We start from the raw sequence: 14,968 nt of genomic DNA on the forward strand, positions 1-14,968 counted from the left end.
TTTTTTGCAATATTTTATCTTGCGAATTTATCATTGTAACGAATATGCATATCTTCCCAATCCATGAACAATACATAAAATACTTTCCCGTATTGCGGGCTCTCTACAATTCTTCCATGATCAAGAACAGAAAAATAAGTTCCGTCAGCTTTTCGAAGATGAAAGTGAGTATAGTCATTTTCATTGCCGTTGTCAATCTGTTCCCAGATACTTGATTCTATCTGTTGCTGTTCATCTTCACGAATCAAGTTGCGAAAACTTTTCTCAGTAAGTCTGAACAGTTCATCTATATCTTTATATCCGGACATATGAAGAAATTCATCATTTGCAAAAATTAGTTCATCATCTTCTTTGTCAGCTCTGTATATGATGAATGCACCTGGAAGATGTTCAGAGATATCCTTGAATGCGAATCCAAGTTGTTTGCGGGCACCTGACGGAAGTCCTTCTCTGTAGACCATACATCCATTTTTTCCATGAAGCTTTATTTCATAAAGAGCGGCATCTGCGCAGCGCATGAGTTGTGAACGATTGGATGCAAATGTTGGATATTCTGCATATCCTAGAGAAATATAAAATGCATGTTCCTTACCATGGTATGAGAATGATTTAGGAAGTTTGGTGAATTTCTGCAGCTGTATATCTGCTTCTGCAAAGGTACAATTTGGTAAAAGAATGCAGAATTCGTCACCACCATTTCTTCCAAGTAATGCATCGGATGGGAAAAAAGTCTTCATGCTGTCTGCAAGATTCTTTAGTGCCCTGTCTCCGTAATTATGTCCATAGATATCATTAATAAACTTGAAATCATCGATATCAAGGAGCGCAGCCACAAAATGTGTTTTTGGATTTTTTTGAATCATTTTTTCTGCAAATTCATCAAATCCATAGCGGTTATAAATATTTGTAAGAGAGTCTGTGCGCGCCAGTATCTGAAACTTTTTCTTATGTTCTTTTGCTACTAACCATACTCTGGTAAGAACTGACAGGAGAAGGCTTATTGTAAGAAAAATTCCGATGATGATTACCAGTAATGTGGCATTTCTCCATCCACTTTTAGGAGTTACTTCAAATTTCCAGTTTTCGTCTCCTATTGTAAATGTATAAGAAACAGGACGATTTATTTGCCCATCTGATTGATAAACCACTTTATAAGTATCACTCCATGGAGCGTCTGTTTTTGAAATTTTGTATTCGTATCCAAAATTTGAAAGTGCACTGATTGAATCTGAAAAAATATCCGGAACACGCAGGATAACAATAGTAAATCCCCAGAAATACTCATGTCCGTTTTTATCTTTCAGGTATATGGGATTGCGGACTGCAATTCCATATCCTCCCTGTTTTAATTTGAAGGGGCCCTGCGTAATGATTGTATGGTTGTCTCTTGCGTAACAGGAAATTTTTCCGCGGTCTTTATCATGGATCAAATCAATCTTACCTGCCTCATTTTCATTAGCCGGATAAATATCTGTAACAACACCATTAGGAGCGAGCTGTACACTTTCAATAGAATCAGACATAAGATTTCCTGCAATTGTTTCAAACTGACGGATTTCGCCATCTTCACTTATTAAGATTTGCTTCAAGGTATCTGTGATCTCAATTCCATTTGTAATTTCATTCTTTATTTGTTCGCCATAGGTGGCTACGTTTAATTGTGCTGTTATGTGTCTCTGCTCTTTTTCGTGGGTGTCTGTTTTGTATACAATCAAACTAATAAGGCATATGCCCAGTAAAAAAGTGATAAGAGGCACAAGTGTTTTCTTTTTCACTTGGTTCACCTTATTCTGTTCATGGGAATTATTATAATAAAGCATTATATCACAGAAGTTGAAAAACAGAATAAGTTTTATGAAAAAAACGAACTGTGCAAAATCTTTATACATCTATGACAGAAGAATATATATCGATAGGGATTTGTGAAATCTATATATTTTAAGAAGGAGCCTTGGAATCATCATAAATATCCTGTATTTTTGCTTTTACAGCTTTACGACGTTTTTCTGTATCAGAAGGTACGTGGTGGAGCCATGCAAGATATCCTGAGCGAGAGACACCTAAAAATTTCAACATTCCGAAGACGGAAACCCGACGTCCAGCCTTTTTGGCAGCTTCCGTCTTCTCAGACACTTCAAGATAAATGGCTTCCGTCATTTTCCCAGAATGTTGATTGCTTTTTCTAACACATCAAGTGCATCTTGGGCATCACGTAATTCACGTCTGAGACGGGCAATTTCCTTCTGCTCATCAGATGCATAATTACCAGAACCACGAACAGGAATATCACCTGATTCCCGGAAGTCTTTTAGCCATTTTGTTAATGTGCTGTATCCGATGCCAAGATTTTCTGCACATCCACGTACTCCGAGATCTTTGTGATCCTGATAGTACTGGACTGCATCAAGTTTAAATTGTTTGTCATGTTGCTTTGCCATATGAGATCTTCCTTCAGCATGCCTCTATTGTATCATGCTTATGTGTATTTGGAATTTCTCATTTTGGTTTGTACTATTTATATTCTAGCACCAATACCTGCAATCTATGAAGGCAAATCTGAGAGAAATTATTCACTATATTGACGAGTCAACACTTGAAAAAGCGAAGAACGAAAAAGTTCAAAAGCAAGAGTCTCCCTCAAAGATGTCAAAAGACGTAGAGGAGTCTGTTGATAAGATGTTCTCCAATCGTATGAGCAAAGCATATTCTGAATGTAAATCAAATCAAGATACACAGCCATTTAATGAAAATATAGAGAAGGAATACCAGAAGCTTTTGGAAACACTGTCTCCGGAACAAGAGGAAGTGCTTACGAAGTATTGTGATGAAATATTTGCCAGCGGAGCAGAGACAGAAGAGTTTTTTTATCGCCTGGGTATAAAGGATGGACTGAGATTAAAAAGTACGGTAAAATCTGTATTAGAAATGATGTCGTGAAATCGGAATTTGGAGGGATAATGAGATGAATATAAAAGATTTTAAGTGGACGAGAGAACCTGATGATTACACGCTGACAGATGACAAAATTGAGATTATCACACAGCCTGGAACTGATTTGTGGCAAAGAACTTACTATCATTTCCGCAATGATAATGCTCCGGTTTTGCAGATAGAAACAGAGGAAAAGTTTTTTTCATTTATGGTGAAAACAGATTTTAAGGAAAGCCATCATCGCTTTGATCAGTGCGGTGTGGTTATGTATCTTGACAGTGAGAATTGGTTGAAAGGTCCTATAGAATATGAGAATGACAATTTTCAGCACCTGGGAAGTGTTGTGACAAACAATGGATATTCAGATTGGGCAACTACGGAAATTGATGCAGAGATTAAATCTATGTGGTATCGTCTCAGTAGACGTGAAGATGATTATTGCATTGAATGTTCTGAGGATGGAATACGGTTTAAGCAAATGAGGATTTGTCATATGTGGGCTGGTGCAGGAAAAATCAAATTTGGAATTTATGCATGCAGTCCGGAAGATTCATCGTTTAAAGCGGTATTTACAGATATGAAATTGACGGAGTGTCAATGGAAAGCCCACGATGGTCAAAAGCCGGATGAGATGTAGCAGACTGTATTTGATATAAAAAACCAATATGAAAATAGTTAAAGTTTTTCAGGTTGTGTAACTGAGAAAAATGAAAATTGCGGAGGTGGATTTGTTGAAGGAAAGTACATATCAAACTCCTTGCGGAACAATTCACTATTGGTCAAATAATCTGAGTTTGGATACAACGACGCTTGTATTTTTACCAGGGCTGACTGCTGACCATAGATTATTTGATAAACAGGTTGAGTACTTCGATGGAAAATATAATATTATTGTATGGGATGCACCGGCTCATGCCTCTTCCTGGCCGTTCCGCTTTGACTTTGATCTGTTTGATAAGGCAAAATGGCTGAATGGGATTCTTGAAAAAGAAGAAATCATAAAACCAATTATAATAGGTCAATCAATGGGAGGATATGTGGGACAGGCTTATGCACAATTGTATCCTGACCGGCTGGCAGGTTTTATTTCCATTGATTCAGCACCGCTGCAGAGGAACTATGTGACAGCAGTGGAGATCTGGCTTCTGAAAAAAATGGAACCAGTATATGCACATTACCCATGGAAGTTGCTTTTGAAATCCGGAACTGAGGGAGTTGCAACTTCTGAGTATGGCAGAAATCTGATGAAGGAAATGATGCTGGTCTATGATGGTGATCAGCATCGTTATGCCCAAATTGCCGGGCATGGATTTCGTATTCTGGCAGAGGCAATGGAAAAGGATCTGCCATATGAAATCAAATGTCCTTCCCTGTTGATATGTGGTACAAAGGATCATGCCGGTTCATGCATAAGGTATAACAGAGAATGGCATCGAAAAACGAAAATTCCTTTAAAGTGGATTGAAGGGGCCGGTCATAATTCTAATACAGATAAACCGGAGATGATAAATAGTTTGATAGAAGAATTCCTTTCAAACATATAAAGACTATTGAAAACAATTGGTCAACCGTTATAAAAGGACAATAAACAAATCGGAATCAGTAGGAGGATCATTATGAGATTTTATAACATATTTTTCAGCCCGACAGGAGGTACAGAGAAAGTAGCAGATATTGTTGCGAAAGGGACGAAGCTGGATGCTGAAGAAATCGACCTAATTAAAGAACCAAATAAACTCATGAAGGTGAAATTTGAAAAAAAGGACCTATGTTTGGTTGCTGTACCGTCTTACGGTGGACGCATTCCATCAGTTGTAACGGATATGTTCCGCAAAGTAAAGGCAGATGGTACGAAAGCAATTCTTGTGGCAGTATTTGGAAACCGTATGATTGATGATACTCTATTGGAACTACAGGATGTTCTGGAGGCATCAGGATTTGTATGTATCGCAGGAATGGAGGCAGTCGCAGAGCATTCCCTGATGCACCAATTTGGAACCGGACGCCCGGATCAGCAGGATGAAAAGGAATTGCTGGAATTTGCCGCAAAGATTATGCAAAACAGCGAAGCACAAAGGACACCTGCATTTCCGGGAAACAGACCATATCGAGAATATGGTGGTGTTCCACTCAAACCTGTTGCAAATGGAAAATGCACTTCCTGCGGTCTGTGCGCAAAAGAATGCCCGGCAGGTGCCATTCCGTTGGACAATCCGAAGATGACCGATAAGGATAAGTGTATTTCTTGTATGCACTGTGTAGCAGTCTGTCCGAAGAAAGCAAGAAATTACAGTAAGCTTGTCAGTTTTATCGCTGGACTGAAAATGAAAAAGGTTTGTTCCAGTAGGAAGGAAAACAAATTGTATTTATAATAGGGCGAGCAATACAATGAGAAACATGTAAATTGATACGTGAACAATCGGCTCAGTATGATATTTAATTAAATATTGCAATGAAAAGATCATTTACCGTAAACAAGCAGTAGATGGTCTTTTTTATATCTTTTTGTGAACAAGTAGAGATTTATAGCTGGTAATATGTGTTTTATCATAATCCGTGAAATAAGATGAGTTAATTCTTCGATTTACATATTTTTTAAGGTGTTCCGGCATGGTATTATGATACTTATAAAGAACCAATTATATCTGTTGGAGAGAGCGGTGAAAAGTTATGAAGTTATTGTTTAAACAAAGGCTGTTTTCATGGTTTGACAGCTATGATATCTATGATGAAGCAGGCAACACTGTTTATGTAGTAAAAGGCCAGTTGTCCTGGGGACATAAACTTGTAATTTATGATGCCTATGGAAATGAAGTAGGAATGGTTGTTCAGAAAGTACTTACTTTTCTTCCTAAATTTGAAATTTATAAAAACGGCAGTTATATCGGATGCCTGAGCAAAGAATTCTCATTCCTGACGCCACATTATAATATTGATTACAATGGATGGCATATTGATGGAACCATTATGGAATGGGACTATAGCATTCTTAATCAAAGCGGTTATTCAATTGCACGGGTTAGTAAAGAACTGTTTCATATGACTGATACATATGTTATTGATGTGCAGGATCCAGGAAATGCATTGGATGCGTTGATGTTCGTACTTGCGATTGATGCAGAAAAATGTTCCAGGAATTAGATAGTTGATCTTGTTACCGAAGATATTCGGAGATGGGGAGGTAGCATGGGATTATTTAAAAAGAAAATCGTGAAAAAAACATATGACCGAGAACATATGAAACCAGTTATTCGTGCAAGCATTTGTACTGGAGAAGAAGTAGCAGGGTTCAAAGACATACGGACCGGAAAAATCGAAGAAATCATGCTGATCAGATCTCCAGAGGACTTAGAAAAATTCAAAGAGATATATGAGATAACAGAGGAAATTGCAAAAGAATATTAGACATTGGATGAGGAGATGTTGTCATGAGAACTATAGGTAATATCCTTTGGTTTATATTTGGAGGATTACTGGGCGGACTGGCATGGATTTTTGCAGGTTGCATATGGTGTATTACAATTATTGGAATTCCGGTAGGTCTGCAATGTTTTAAATTTGCAACCTTGGCATTTTGGCCGTTTGGAAAAGAAATCGTGTATGGAAATGGCATGTTTTCATTTCTGGTAAATCTTATATGGATTATATTTTTTGGATGGGAAATGGCACTTGGAAACCTGATAGTGGGTTGTATTTGGTGCATTACGATAGTTGGAATTCCATTTGGAAAGCAGTTCTTCAAGATGGCAAGACTCTCTTTCATGCCATTTGGTGCGAGTGTGATAGGGTAGAATGTGTAAGGTCTTATTGATGAAAAATGAAATAATATTATTCACAGATGGTAATATTAATATTGGAGTTCAAATAAACCCTGAACAGGAAACAGTCTGGTTGACACAGAAGTATTGTTTGATGTTAAGCATATGCAGCAGCCGGTCACTGATAAGGAATTTAAAAATTTCACAGACTGTGCGGTTAAGAAAAGTAACGAAAATGCCCTGATTTTCACAACTGAAGATATGGAGAAGCCTTTCATAAGCTTTGATGAAGGAATGTAGAATTTCTTTGAACCGGAGCTTCAGAAGAGATTGTATGAAATGGAAAAAGTCATTTAATATATATTGATCAATGATATAATATTCTAAAATGTTGATGATAAAAGAAATATAGTAATTAAAAATGTTACAAAGTTGTTCTTGATAAAAATATTATTTGGTAACAGGAGATGTTTTATGTTAAAAAGAAAAGTGACGCATTACATAAAAAATGGGTAGATTCAAAAAACAAAAAATGTCTTGTAATTCAGGGAGCCAGACAAACAGGAAAAACATATATAGTTGAAAGATTTGCAGAAGAGAACTATGAAGAAATTATTGAAATTAATTTTAAACAGATACCTTCTGCGATGGATATTTTTTCCAGTGATCTAAAAGTAGATAATATGGTTATGGCTATGTCCGTATTTGATGACGGAAAGTGCAAAAGCATTAGATAAAATATTGCAGACCATGAGAGAGTGGGGAAACTGATATTTATAACTTTGAATTTGGAGGTTATCGAAAATGACTGAAAGAGAAAAAATGCTAAGTGGAGAGTTGTACGATCCAACGGATAAAGAATTGGAGCAATTACGCGTGAATGCACGTAAATTAGCAAGAAAATACAATTCGACAGAAGAAGATGATCAAGAAGAACAAGCACAGATATTGAGGAAATTATTGCCAGCAACAGAGGAACTCCCCTATTTACAGGCGCCTGTTTATTTTGATTACGGATGTAATACGTTCTTTGGAAGATTCAGCTCTGCTAATTTTAACTTTACATGTTTAGATGTATGTGAAATACATATAGGCGATAATGTGATGATTGGTCCAAATGTTACATTGGCAACTCCTATGCATCCATTATTACCTGAAGAACGCAATATTAGGAAAAGAGAAGATGGAAGTTTTTATAATCTTGAATATGCGAAGCCAATAACTATAAAGGATAGTTGCTGGCTGGCATCCAATGTGGTTGTTTGCGGTGGTGTCACCATAGGAGAAGGGTGTGTAATTGGTGCAGGGAGTGTTGTAACAAAAGATATTCCGCCGTATAGTTTGGCAGTTGGAAATCCATGCCGGGTCATTCGAAAAATAACTGAGAAAGATCATATGCCAGATGGAATTGAAAAGAATTAAAAATTTGCATTGATGATAAGCAGTTCATCTGAATAAAGAAAATAAAATGATCACAATTAATAACGCCGATGCAGGATTTTTATAATCCTATATCGGCGTTTGTTGGGTTACAAGAGAATGTATTTTACACTTATTTTCCAAATGTATTGCTGGATTTAGCAGCAGCTTTAGCTGCCATGGTGTTAGTGGACTCAAATAAGGAAGTTGTCGGTGCGACCGGACACATCAGTACCCGTCCTGTTCCACGATAAACATTTACCAGACCCTCTCCGCTAACTGCAGATCCGACAAGTGTTTTTGTAGATCTTTCTACGGTAAATTCAAGATTTGATGACCAGCATACAGCAAGGTTTCCATCAATTTTCAGTTCATCATTTTCCAATATGACTTCAATCAATTCATCTTCGGGAACATTAGACTCCAGTGCAGCTACACCATTTCCCTGCAAACTCAGATTAAACAGACCTTCGCTACCTAATACTGCTGATGAAAGGTTCTTTCTGGCTACAACTTTACTTTTTACATTTGCATCACAAGCCAGGAACATGCCATCTTCAATTGTCATTCCGGCTGGTCCCCATTTGCCAATGTCTGCAAGGATAATATATTTGTATGTCGGTTCTAATACCAGATAGCCTTCACCAACATATTCCGGTTTAACTGCGGTTTCTTTTGTAACCGCACCCTTGAGTGCCTTTCCAAGGAAATCTCCGATACCTTTTACACCAGATGTGGCTTGTACATTACCACCCATCCATTGCATGGCACCAGCCTGGATAACAGCTGAATGGTCTTTATCAATATCAATAACAACCTGTCTTCTTCTGACATGCATTTTACTCATGAAATACTCATTCATTGCATTCATAGGTGAAACGCTGGCATCCTGCACATATTCAAGCACATGGAAGTTTTCGATACTTTTCGCATATTTTCTGTTTTCATTTTGCAAGTTTTCAATTCGCATAGCATAATCTCCCTTTTAATAATAATTTATGATGTTGCTCGGATATGCTTATTATAAAAGAGGCAGCATAGATAGGAAACAATTCGTGCAGAGAAATATAAAGACAGAATTCTCAAAATTCGAGAAATATAAAGATGCAATTCCTCATGGTGGATGTGTATTATGAAAAATAAATTTGTTATAGTGACAATATCAACAAAAAAACAGAATATAAATGGGGTGATCAGATGGAAGCGGCACAGCGAATTCGATTAATCCGGATAATAGAAAAGATGGAGAAAAATCCGGCATTCAGTAATAAGCTTGGCATAAAGAACACATCTGAATATTTAGCAGAAAAAGAACAGAAAAAATGAAAGATACATATAAGAATGAGTTTCAGAAGGAGTAAAAAAATGTTATCGTTATTATTTGCAATTTGTATGATTTGGTTTGTTGGAAAATTTTTTGCTTTTGGGTTAAGAGCATCCTGGGGAATTATGAAATTACTTTGCACAGTTATTTTCTTCCCGGTGATATTGATTGGTATGGTTGTAGGTGGACTGATGTACATTGCTTTTCCATTGTTGATTGTCGGCGGCATTATAGCATTGGTGACGTCACATTCATAATCGATCAGGAGGAGAAAACGAATGGGATATGATATTGAAAAAGAAAAAAGAGAAGCAATTGAAGCTGGACGTAGAGCTTTGAACAGTCTTCAGGCAGCAAAAGAAAATTTAAACAGTGCAAAGAACTGGGGACTGGTAGATATGTTTGGCGGTGGTTTTTTCACTACGATGCTAAAACATTCTAGAATTGATCAGGCCAAACGGAATATGGAACAGGCAAAGTATGATCTTCGTAATTTCAGTAGAGAATTAAATGATGTAAACATGGTATGTAACTTGAATATCGATACTGGAGATTTTCTTTCTTTTGCGGATTATTTTTTTGATGGATTTGTTGTGGACTGGGTGGTCCAGGATCGAATCAATAATGCAAAAAGACAGGTAGAAGAAGCTATTCGAAGAACAGAAAGTATCGTCAATCAATTACAGCGTATGTAAAGGAAAAGGCAATGAGTCAGAAATGGTTCATTGCCTTTCGTCGCGTTATGGCTTATTTTAATTTTTCTTTTTTGGCATTTAAGAGCTCAAGATTCTTGGTGAAGGCGCTTTCTCCGGAACCTTGATACCAGCTTTGCGGATCATAGCATCAAAATTTTTTTCAATTATATGCAGGGTATTCTGTTGCTTCTGGAGATCCTGCTTTTTTTTTGGCTGAGGACAGTTCTTCTTCCAGTTCCATCTGTTGTCGCTGCAGTTTTTCAGCCGACGGAAGTTTGTGAATACCAAATTCTGAGCACGTATGATGTCACGACAGGCCGATAGACTTCACAGTGTTTCTGAATTACTTGTTGATTTTGAATTGCCAGCCTCGTTTGCTGAATCTTATTATCGGTGGCATGAATGGAAGCCTCCAAATCTGCAACGTGATTTTGGAATTCTTCGTAGTTTAGTTGGCAATTAAAGGCCTTTAATCAGCGTTTAATCTGCCATAGGACCCAATTATCCCCGCCATAGAACCAGTTGGTTGTCGGGATTTTCGCACAGCCATTTATTGTAAGATGATAACATCAAAAAAGAAGAAAAATCCAAGGAGGACTGGCAGATGAAAGGTTATAACACAAGGTCAGTATGGATAATATCAGCAGAAATAAGGTATCTGCTGTCGGAACAGAAAAAGTTTCAAAATAAATCAAAAAATATTGATGAAGTCTACCAATCAGTGTTTTTTCGTTGTATAATGTTTTTGTCGTACAAGGTCACTTTCCTTTGTAATGTTTTGGGTCAAATTCATTATACATCAGAAAGTCCTGTACGATATTTTTTTATGAAAAAGTTGTAAAGTGGTGTTAGATAATAAAATATTGGAACAATGAAAGAGGAACAGGAAATATTTGAGCGAATTGTTATGACGAGAAAGATTTCTGGTCAAGATAGATAAGAATTAGAGTACAGGAGAAAGTAAATGGTAAAACAAATAGTAAGAGATGTTTTCTTCTTAGGCCAGCCATCTGAACCGGCCACGAAAGCTGACATCCAGGTTGGAAAGGATCTGCAGGATACGCTGCAGGCGAACAGAGAACGTTGTGTTGGTATGGCGGCGAACATGATTGGTGTAAAGAAGAATATCATCATTGTGAATATGGGATTCATAAATGTTGTGATGTTCAATCCGGTGATTGTTTCAAAACGTGACATGTATGAGACAGAAGAAGGCTGTCTGTCGCTGGATGGTGTTCGTAAGACGACCAGATACCAGGAAATAGAAGTAGAGTATTATGACTTCAAATGGAAAAAACAGCGCCAGAAATTGTCAGGATGGACAGCACAGATTTGCCAGCATGAAATTGATCATTTGTCTGGAAAGATTATTTAACCGCATGCGGATTGCGAATATTCGCTTGACTCAAAGCGGATTGTGAGGTGACGGATATGCTGAAAAACGTACTGATCGTGGTGGATGATATAGAAAAATCCATAGAGTTTTATAGGGACTTATTTGGACTGCAAGTGATTCTTAAGAATGAAGGTAATGTGATCTTATCGGAGGGACTTGTTTTGCAGGATGCCGGTTTATGGGGGGAGACACTAGATGAGATTTCCACTCCATTCAATAACATGATGGAATTGTATTTCGAGGATTTTGATATAGATGGATTGCTTGCAAAATATGAATCTGGTAAGTATTTCGTCCGATATGCCACTGAACTAACAGAACTTGCAGGTGGGCAGAAGCTTGTAAGGCTGTATGATCCGAGTGGTAATCTCATCGAGGTTCGTACGCCATTTATGTGTAATTAAAGGAGAAGATATGCAGATTTTTGTTGATGCAGATGCCTGTCCGGTAATTGGTATTGTTGAAAAAGTTGCAAAAGAGCACAGTGTTCCGGTAACGTTGTTGTGTGATACCAATCATGTGTTATCTTCTGATTACAGTGAAGTGATCGTAGTTGGAGCCGGAGCAGATGCCGTGGATTATAAACTGATCAGCATTTGCCATAGGGGCGATATTATTGTGTCACAGGATTATGGAGTTGCGGCAATGGCACTTGGAAAAAATGCGTATGCGATTCATCAATCCGGGAAATGGTATACCAATGAGAATATTGACCAGATGCTTATGGAACGGCATCTGAATAAGAAAGCACGAAGGGGATCCGGAAAGAATCATTTAAAAGGACCACGAAAACGAACATCGGAGGATGATGAGCATTTTAGAGAATCCTTTGAGAAAATGATACATATGGCAATGGATAAGGAGAATTGATTTGAACGTACAGATTTTTGGAACAAAGAAGTGCAATGATACAAAGAAAGCAGAACGTTTCTTTAAGGAACGTGGGATCAAGTTTCAGTTTATTGATATGAAAGAAAAGGGCATGAGCAAGGGCGAATTTAATTCGGTTGCCCAGGCAAATGGTGGACTGGAAAATATGATCAACTGGGAGGGCAAGGATAAGGATTTACTTGCGCTTATTAAGTACATTGCAGAGGAAGATAAACTTGAGAAGGTGCTGGAAAACCCGCAGGTGATTAAGACACCGGTGGTTCGTAATGGAAAACAATCCACTCTTGGATATCAGCCGGATATCTGGAAGGCGTGGAAGTAAGAAACAGGATGTTTTACCATGTATGAGGAAGAAGAAAATCGCTGGCGTTGTTCCTTCCGGTCTGATGGAAAATGGATCAATGTAAATGAACTCCTGCAGACGTTTGGCGGAGGTGGACATGCTGCAGCAGCTGGTGTGCGCAAACGGACGAATGATGTTGAAAAATTCAGGCAGGAAATCCTTGAGTGGATTGTTATGATGAGAAAGTTTTCCGGGCATGATAAATAAGAATTAGAAACAGAACACAGGAGAATCGGGAGGTGTAGAATGATGGAAAAGGAAAGAACCTATATTGCAATCGATCTTAAGTCATTCTATGCGTCTGTGGAATGTAAAGAACGAAATCGGGATCCTTTGACGACCAATCTTGTGGTTGCAGATAAAAGCAGAACAGAAAAGACAATCTGTCTTGCGGTATCGCCAGCATTAAAGTGTTATGGGATATCAGGAAGGGCTCGTTTATTTGAGGTTGTTCAAAAAGTAAAAGAAGCCAACAGCGCCCGCAGGTGGAAAGTGCCGAACAGAACTTTTATCGGAGCCTCTGATGACAGCACAGAATTAGATACCAATCCGGAACTGGAGATTGATTATATTGTTGCTCCTCCCCGGATGGCTCTCTATCTGGAATACAGCACCAGAATTTACAGTATTTATCTGAAATATATTGCGCCGGAAGATATTTTCCCGTATTCGATCGACGAAGTATTTATGGATGTAACGGATTATCTGCATACTTATAATATGACAGCAAGAGAACTTGCAATGACCATGATACAGGATGTGCTGAAAACGACAGGTATAACGGCAACTGCTGGAATCGGAACGAATATGTATCTGTGTAAGATTGCGATGGATATCGTGGCGAAGCACATTAAAGCAGATAAAGATGGTGTACGAATTGCAGAACTGGATGAAATGTCATACCGAAGGAAACTCTGGGGTCACAGACCACTTACTGATTTTTGGAGAGTAGGAAAAGGATATGCAAAGAAGATGGAAGAATACGGGCTTTATACAATGGGAGATATTGCCAGATGTTCCATCGGAAAAGAAAATGAGTTATATAATGAAGACCTGTTATATAGGTTGTTTGGTGTTAATGCAGAGCTGCTGATCGACCATGCCTGGGGATATGAGCCCTGTACCATGGAAATGGTCAAGGCTTATAAGCCGGAAACGAACAGTGTTTGTTCCGGGCAGGTACTTCATTGCCCTTATGATTTTGAAAAAGCAAAATTAGTCGTTAAAGAGATGACGGACCAGATGGTTTTGGATTTGGTGGATAAGAAGCTTGTAACGGATCAGATCGTGTTGACGGTTGGTTATGATATTGAGAATCTGAACAATGCCGACAGGAGAAAGCAGTATCATGGAGAGGTTACGATCGACCGTTATGGAAGAAGAATTCCGAAACATGCACATGGAACGACCAATCTGAAACGACAGACTTCCTCAACCAAGATGATAACGGATGCAGTAATAGAGTTATATGATAGAATCGTTGACAGAAACCTGCTTGTTAGAAGAATTAATATCACAGCGAACAGGCTTGTGGATGAAAGTTCTGTCAAGAAAGAAGAAGTATATGAGCAGCTGGATCTTTTTACGGATTATGAGGCGCAAAGGAAAAAGCAGGAAGAGGAAGAGGCTGCGCTGGATCGCGAAAAACGTATGCAGGAAGCAATGCTCAGTATCAAAAAGAAATTTGGAAAAAACGCTGTACTGAAGGGGATGAATCTTCAGGAAGGTGCAACCGCCAGGGACAGAAATGAACAGATTGGCGGTCATAAGGCGTAAAGGAGTTGAAAGAGGATGAAAAATAATTCTTATGACGATATCATTAATTTACCGCATCCGGTCTCTAAGAATCATCCACAAATGCCACTTCGGGATCGGGCAGCGCAATTTGCTCCTTTTGCAGCCCTGACCGGACATGATGCTGCGATAAAGGAAACGGCAAGATTAACCGATGAAAGATTGGAACTGAGCGAGGAAGCGATTGCTCAGCTGAATGAAAAAATCAATATAATCAGAAATAATATCGGTATAGAACAGAAAGTATCGATAACTTATTTTATTCCCGATGCAAAAAAAGCAGGCGGCTCCTATGTTACGTGCTCTGGTATTGTAAAAAAGATAGACGAATACGAGCATACCATCATTATGACGGATCAAACGGTTATTCCAATCGAGCAGATAAGTGATATTAAATGTGAAGAGTGGTAAATGTGA

General features: G+C 38.2%; 21 protein-coding genes. 18 read left to right on the plus strand and 3 right to left on the minus strand.

The features are described from left to right. Positions 1-14 precede the first annotated feature (14 nt). Together DW694_RS04750 and DW694_RS04760 are read right to left on the minus strand one after the other, a co-directional pair. Positions 15-1,775 carry a diguanylate cyclase gene (locus tag DW694_RS04750; RefSeq protein WP_084449113.1) on the minus strand — a complete coding sequence of 587 codons (1,761 nt, stop codon included), beginning with the start codon at positions 1,773-1,775 and terminating at the stop codon, positions 15-17. A 378-nt stretch (positions 1,776-2,153) separates the two neighbouring features. Further along, positions 2,154-2,438 (minus strand): transposase, encoded by a 285-nt coding sequence (locus DW694_RS04760; RefSeq protein WP_021650114.1) that lies wholly within the window; start codon positions 2,436-2,438, stop codon positions 2,154-2,156. 106 nt (positions 2,439-2,544) lie between these two features. Here DW694_RS04760 and DW694_RS17145 point away from each other — a divergent pair, with 106 nt between their 5' ends. The 9 genes from DW694_RS17145 to DW694_RS04815 all read left to right on the plus strand — a co-directional run bounded on the left by DW694_RS17145 (position 2,545) and on the right by DW694_RS04815 (position 8,111). Further along, positions 2,545-2,937: a hypothetical protein gene (locus tag DW694_RS17145; RefSeq protein WP_021650113.1), complete on the plus strand. Its 393-nt coding sequence runs from the start codon at positions 2,545-2,547 to the stop codon at positions 2,935-2,937. A gap of 25 nt (positions 2,938-2,962) precedes the next feature. Further along, positions 2,963-3,568 carry a DUF1349 domain-containing protein gene (locus DW694_RS04770; protein WP_118752617.1) on the plus strand — a complete coding sequence of 202 codons (606 nt, stop codon included), beginning with the start codon at positions 2,963-2,965 and terminating at the stop codon, positions 3,566-3,568. Between the two features lie 94 nt (positions 3,569-3,662). Next, positions 3,663-4,475 (plus strand): alpha/beta hydrolase, encoded by an 813-nt coding sequence (locus tag DW694_RS04775; RefSeq protein ID WP_044960374.1) that lies wholly within the window; start codon positions 3,663-3,665, stop codon positions 4,473-4,475. 72 nt (positions 4,476-4,547) lie between these two features. Then, positions 4,548-5,303, plus strand: a complete 756-nt coding sequence (locus DW694_RS04780) for a 4Fe-4S binding protein (RefSeq protein ID WP_021650110.1) — start codon at positions 4,548-4,550, stop codon at positions 5,301-5,303. Positions 5,304-5,601: 298 nt separating this feature from the next. Continuing rightward, entirely contained in the window at positions 5,602-6,072 is a 471-nt protein-coding gene (locus tag DW694_RS04785) for an LURP-one-related family protein (protein ID WP_021650109.1), read from the plus strand. A 45-nt stretch (positions 6,073-6,117) separates the two neighbouring features. Continuing rightward, positions 6,118-6,336, plus strand: coding sequence for a hypothetical protein (locus DW694_RS04790; protein WP_015526477.1), 219 nt, complete (start codon positions 6,118-6,120; stop codon positions 6,334-6,336). 23 nt (positions 6,337-6,359) lie between these two features. Then, positions 6,360-6,722 (plus strand): YccF domain-containing protein, encoded by a 363-nt coding sequence (locus DW694_RS04795; protein WP_059086556.1) that lies wholly within the window; start codon positions 6,360-6,362, stop codon positions 6,720-6,722. A gap of 434 nt (positions 6,723-7,156) precedes the next feature. Continuing rightward, on the plus strand, positions 7,157-7,426 hold the full coding sequence (locus tag DW694_RS04805) for an AAA family ATPase (RefSeq protein ID WP_059086557.1): 270 nt from the start codon (positions 7,157-7,159) through the stop codon (positions 7,424-7,426). Between the two features lie 67 nt (positions 7,427-7,493). Next, positions 7,494-8,111, plus strand: coding sequence for a sugar O-acetyltransferase (locus DW694_RS04815; RefSeq protein WP_114002502.1), 618 nt, complete (start codon positions 7,494-7,496; stop codon positions 8,109-8,111). 130 nt (positions 8,112-8,241) lie between these two features. Here the strand turns inward: DW694_RS04815 and DW694_RS04820 are convergent, their stop codons facing one another. Beyond that, positions 8,242-9,078 carry an AIM24 family protein gene (locus tag DW694_RS04820; RefSeq protein WP_110103033.1) on the minus strand — a complete coding sequence of 279 codons (837 nt, stop codon included), beginning with the start codon at positions 9,076-9,078 and terminating at the stop codon, positions 8,242-8,244. Positions 9,079-9,473: 395 nt separating this feature from the next. On the opposite strand from DW694_RS04820, the gene DW694_RS04825 reads away from it, so the two are divergent. From DW694_RS04825 to DW694_RS04865, 9 genes are all read left to right on the plus strand, one after another. Continuing rightward, positions 9,474-9,689: a hypothetical protein gene (locus DW694_RS04825; protein WP_110103034.1), complete on the plus strand. Its 216-nt coding sequence runs from the start codon at positions 9,474-9,476 to the stop codon at positions 9,687-9,689. 21 nt (positions 9,690-9,710) lie between these two features. Continuing rightward, positions 9,711-10,127 carry a hypothetical protein gene (locus tag DW694_RS04830; RefSeq protein WP_118752618.1) on the plus strand — a complete coding sequence of 139 codons (417 nt, stop codon included), beginning with the start codon at positions 9,711-9,713 and terminating at the stop codon, positions 10,125-10,127. Positions 10,128-11,091: 964 nt separating this feature from the next. Then, entirely contained in the window at positions 11,092-11,502 is a 411-nt protein-coding gene (locus DW694_RS04835) for a peptide deformylase (protein WP_015526465.1), read from the plus strand. Positions 11,503-11,558: 56 nt separating this feature from the next. Then, entirely contained in the window at positions 11,559-11,927 is a 369-nt protein-coding gene (locus DW694_RS04840; protein WP_118752619.1) for a VOC family protein, read from the plus strand. A gap of 10 nt (positions 11,928-11,937) precedes the next feature. Then, positions 11,938-12,393, plus strand: coding sequence for a YaiI/YqxD family protein (locus DW694_RS04845; RefSeq protein ID WP_118752620.1), 456 nt, complete (start codon positions 11,938-11,940; stop codon positions 12,391-12,393). 1 nt (position 12,394) lies between these two features. Then, complete coding sequence (locus DW694_RS04850) at positions 12,395-12,736, plus strand: arsenate reductase family protein (RefSeq protein ID WP_019163300.1); 342 nt, start codon at positions 12,395-12,397, stop codon at positions 12,734-12,736. 18 nt (positions 12,737-12,754) lie between these two features. Next, on the plus strand, positions 12,755-12,964 hold the full coding sequence (locus DW694_RS04855; protein ID WP_118752621.1) for a DHHA1 domain-containing protein: 210 nt from the start codon (positions 12,755-12,757) through the stop codon (positions 12,962-12,964). 42 nt (positions 12,965-13,006) lie between these two features. Further along, complete coding sequence (locus DW694_RS04860; RefSeq protein WP_118752665.1) at positions 13,007-14,533, plus strand: DNA methylase; 1,527 nt, start codon at positions 13,007-13,009, stop codon at positions 14,531-14,533. A gap of 15 nt (positions 14,534-14,548) precedes the next feature. Beyond that, on the plus strand, positions 14,549-14,962 hold the full coding sequence (locus DW694_RS04865; RefSeq protein ID WP_110103037.1) for a hypothetical protein: 414 nt from the start codon (positions 14,549-14,551) through the stop codon (positions 14,960-14,962). Positions 14,963-14,968 lie beyond the last annotated feature (6 nt).

It is taken from the genome of Ruminococcus sp. AM26-12LB, assembly GCF_003480785.1.
Taxonomy (GTDB): Bacteria; Bacillota; Clostridia; order Lachnospirales; family Lachnospiraceae; genus Blautia_A; species Blautia_A fusiformis.

Bases quoted from the DNA above. Each gene is read 5' to 3' on its own strand.
- DW694_RS04790 (WP_015526477.1), top strand. From the start codon at position 6,118: ATGGGATTATTTAAAAAGAAAATCGTGAAAAAAACATATGACCGAGAA.
- DW694_RS04865 (WP_110103037.1), top strand. From the start codon at position 14,549: ATGAAAAATAATTCTTATGACGATATCATTAATTTACCGCATCCGGTC.
- DW694_RS04825 (WP_110103034.1), top strand. From the start codon at position 9,474: ATGTTATCGTTATTATTTGCAATTTGTATGATTTGGTTTGTTGGAAAA.
- DW694_RS04845 (WP_118752620.1), top strand. From the start codon at position 11,938: ATGCAGATTTTTGTTGATGCAGATGCCTGTCCGGTAATTGGTATTGTT.
- DW694_RS04820 (WP_110103033.1), bottom strand. From the start codon at position 9,078: ATGCGAATTGAAAACTTGCAAAATGAAAACAGAAAATATGCGAAAAGT.
- DW694_RS04780 (WP_021650110.1), top strand. From the start codon at position 4,548: ATGAGATTTTATAACATATTTTTCAGCCCGACAGGAGGTACAGAGAAA.
- DW694_RS04770 (WP_118752617.1), top strand. From the start codon at position 2,963: ATGAATATAAAAGATTTTAAGTGGACGAGAGAACCTGATGATTACACG.
- DW694_RS04860 (WP_118752665.1), top strand. From the start codon at position 13,007: ATGGAAAAGGAAAGAACCTATATTGCAATCGATCTTAAGTCATTCTAT.
- DW694_RS04840 (WP_118752619.1), top strand. From the start codon at position 11,559: ATGCTGAAAAACGTACTGATCGTGGTGGATGATATAGAAAAATCCATA.
- DW694_RS04835 (WP_015526465.1), top strand. From the start codon at position 11,092: ATGGTAAAACAAATAGTAAGAGATGTTTTCTTCTTAGGCCAGCCATCT.
- DW694_RS04830 (WP_118752618.1), top strand. From the start codon at position 9,711: ATGGGATATGATATTGAAAAAGAAAAAAGAGAAGCAATTGAAGCTGGA.
- DW694_RS04805 (WP_059086557.1), top strand. From the start codon at position 7,157: ATGTTTTATGTTAAAAAGAAAAGTGACGCATTACATAAAAAATGGGTA.
- DW694_RS04795 (WP_059086556.1), top strand. From the start codon at position 6,360: ATGAGAACTATAGGTAATATCCTTTGGTTTATATTTGGAGGATTACTG.
- DW694_RS17145 (WP_021650113.1), top strand. From the start codon at position 2,545: ATGAAGGCAAATCTGAGAGAAATTATTCACTATATTGACGAGTCAACA.
- DW694_RS04815 (WP_114002502.1), top strand. From the start codon at position 7,494: ATGACTGAAAGAGAAAAAATGCTAAGTGGAGAGTTGTACGATCCAACG.
- DW694_RS04785 (WP_021650109.1), top strand. From the start codon at position 5,602: ATGAAGTTATTGTTTAAACAAAGGCTGTTTTCATGGTTTGACAGCTAT.
- DW694_RS04855 (WP_118752621.1), top strand. From the start codon at position 12,755: ATGTATGAGGAAGAAGAAAATCGCTGGCGTTGTTCCTTCCGGTCTGAT.
- DW694_RS04760 (WP_021650114.1), bottom strand. From the start codon at position 2,438: ATGGCAAAGCAACATGACAAACAATTTAAACTTGATGCAGTCCAGTAC.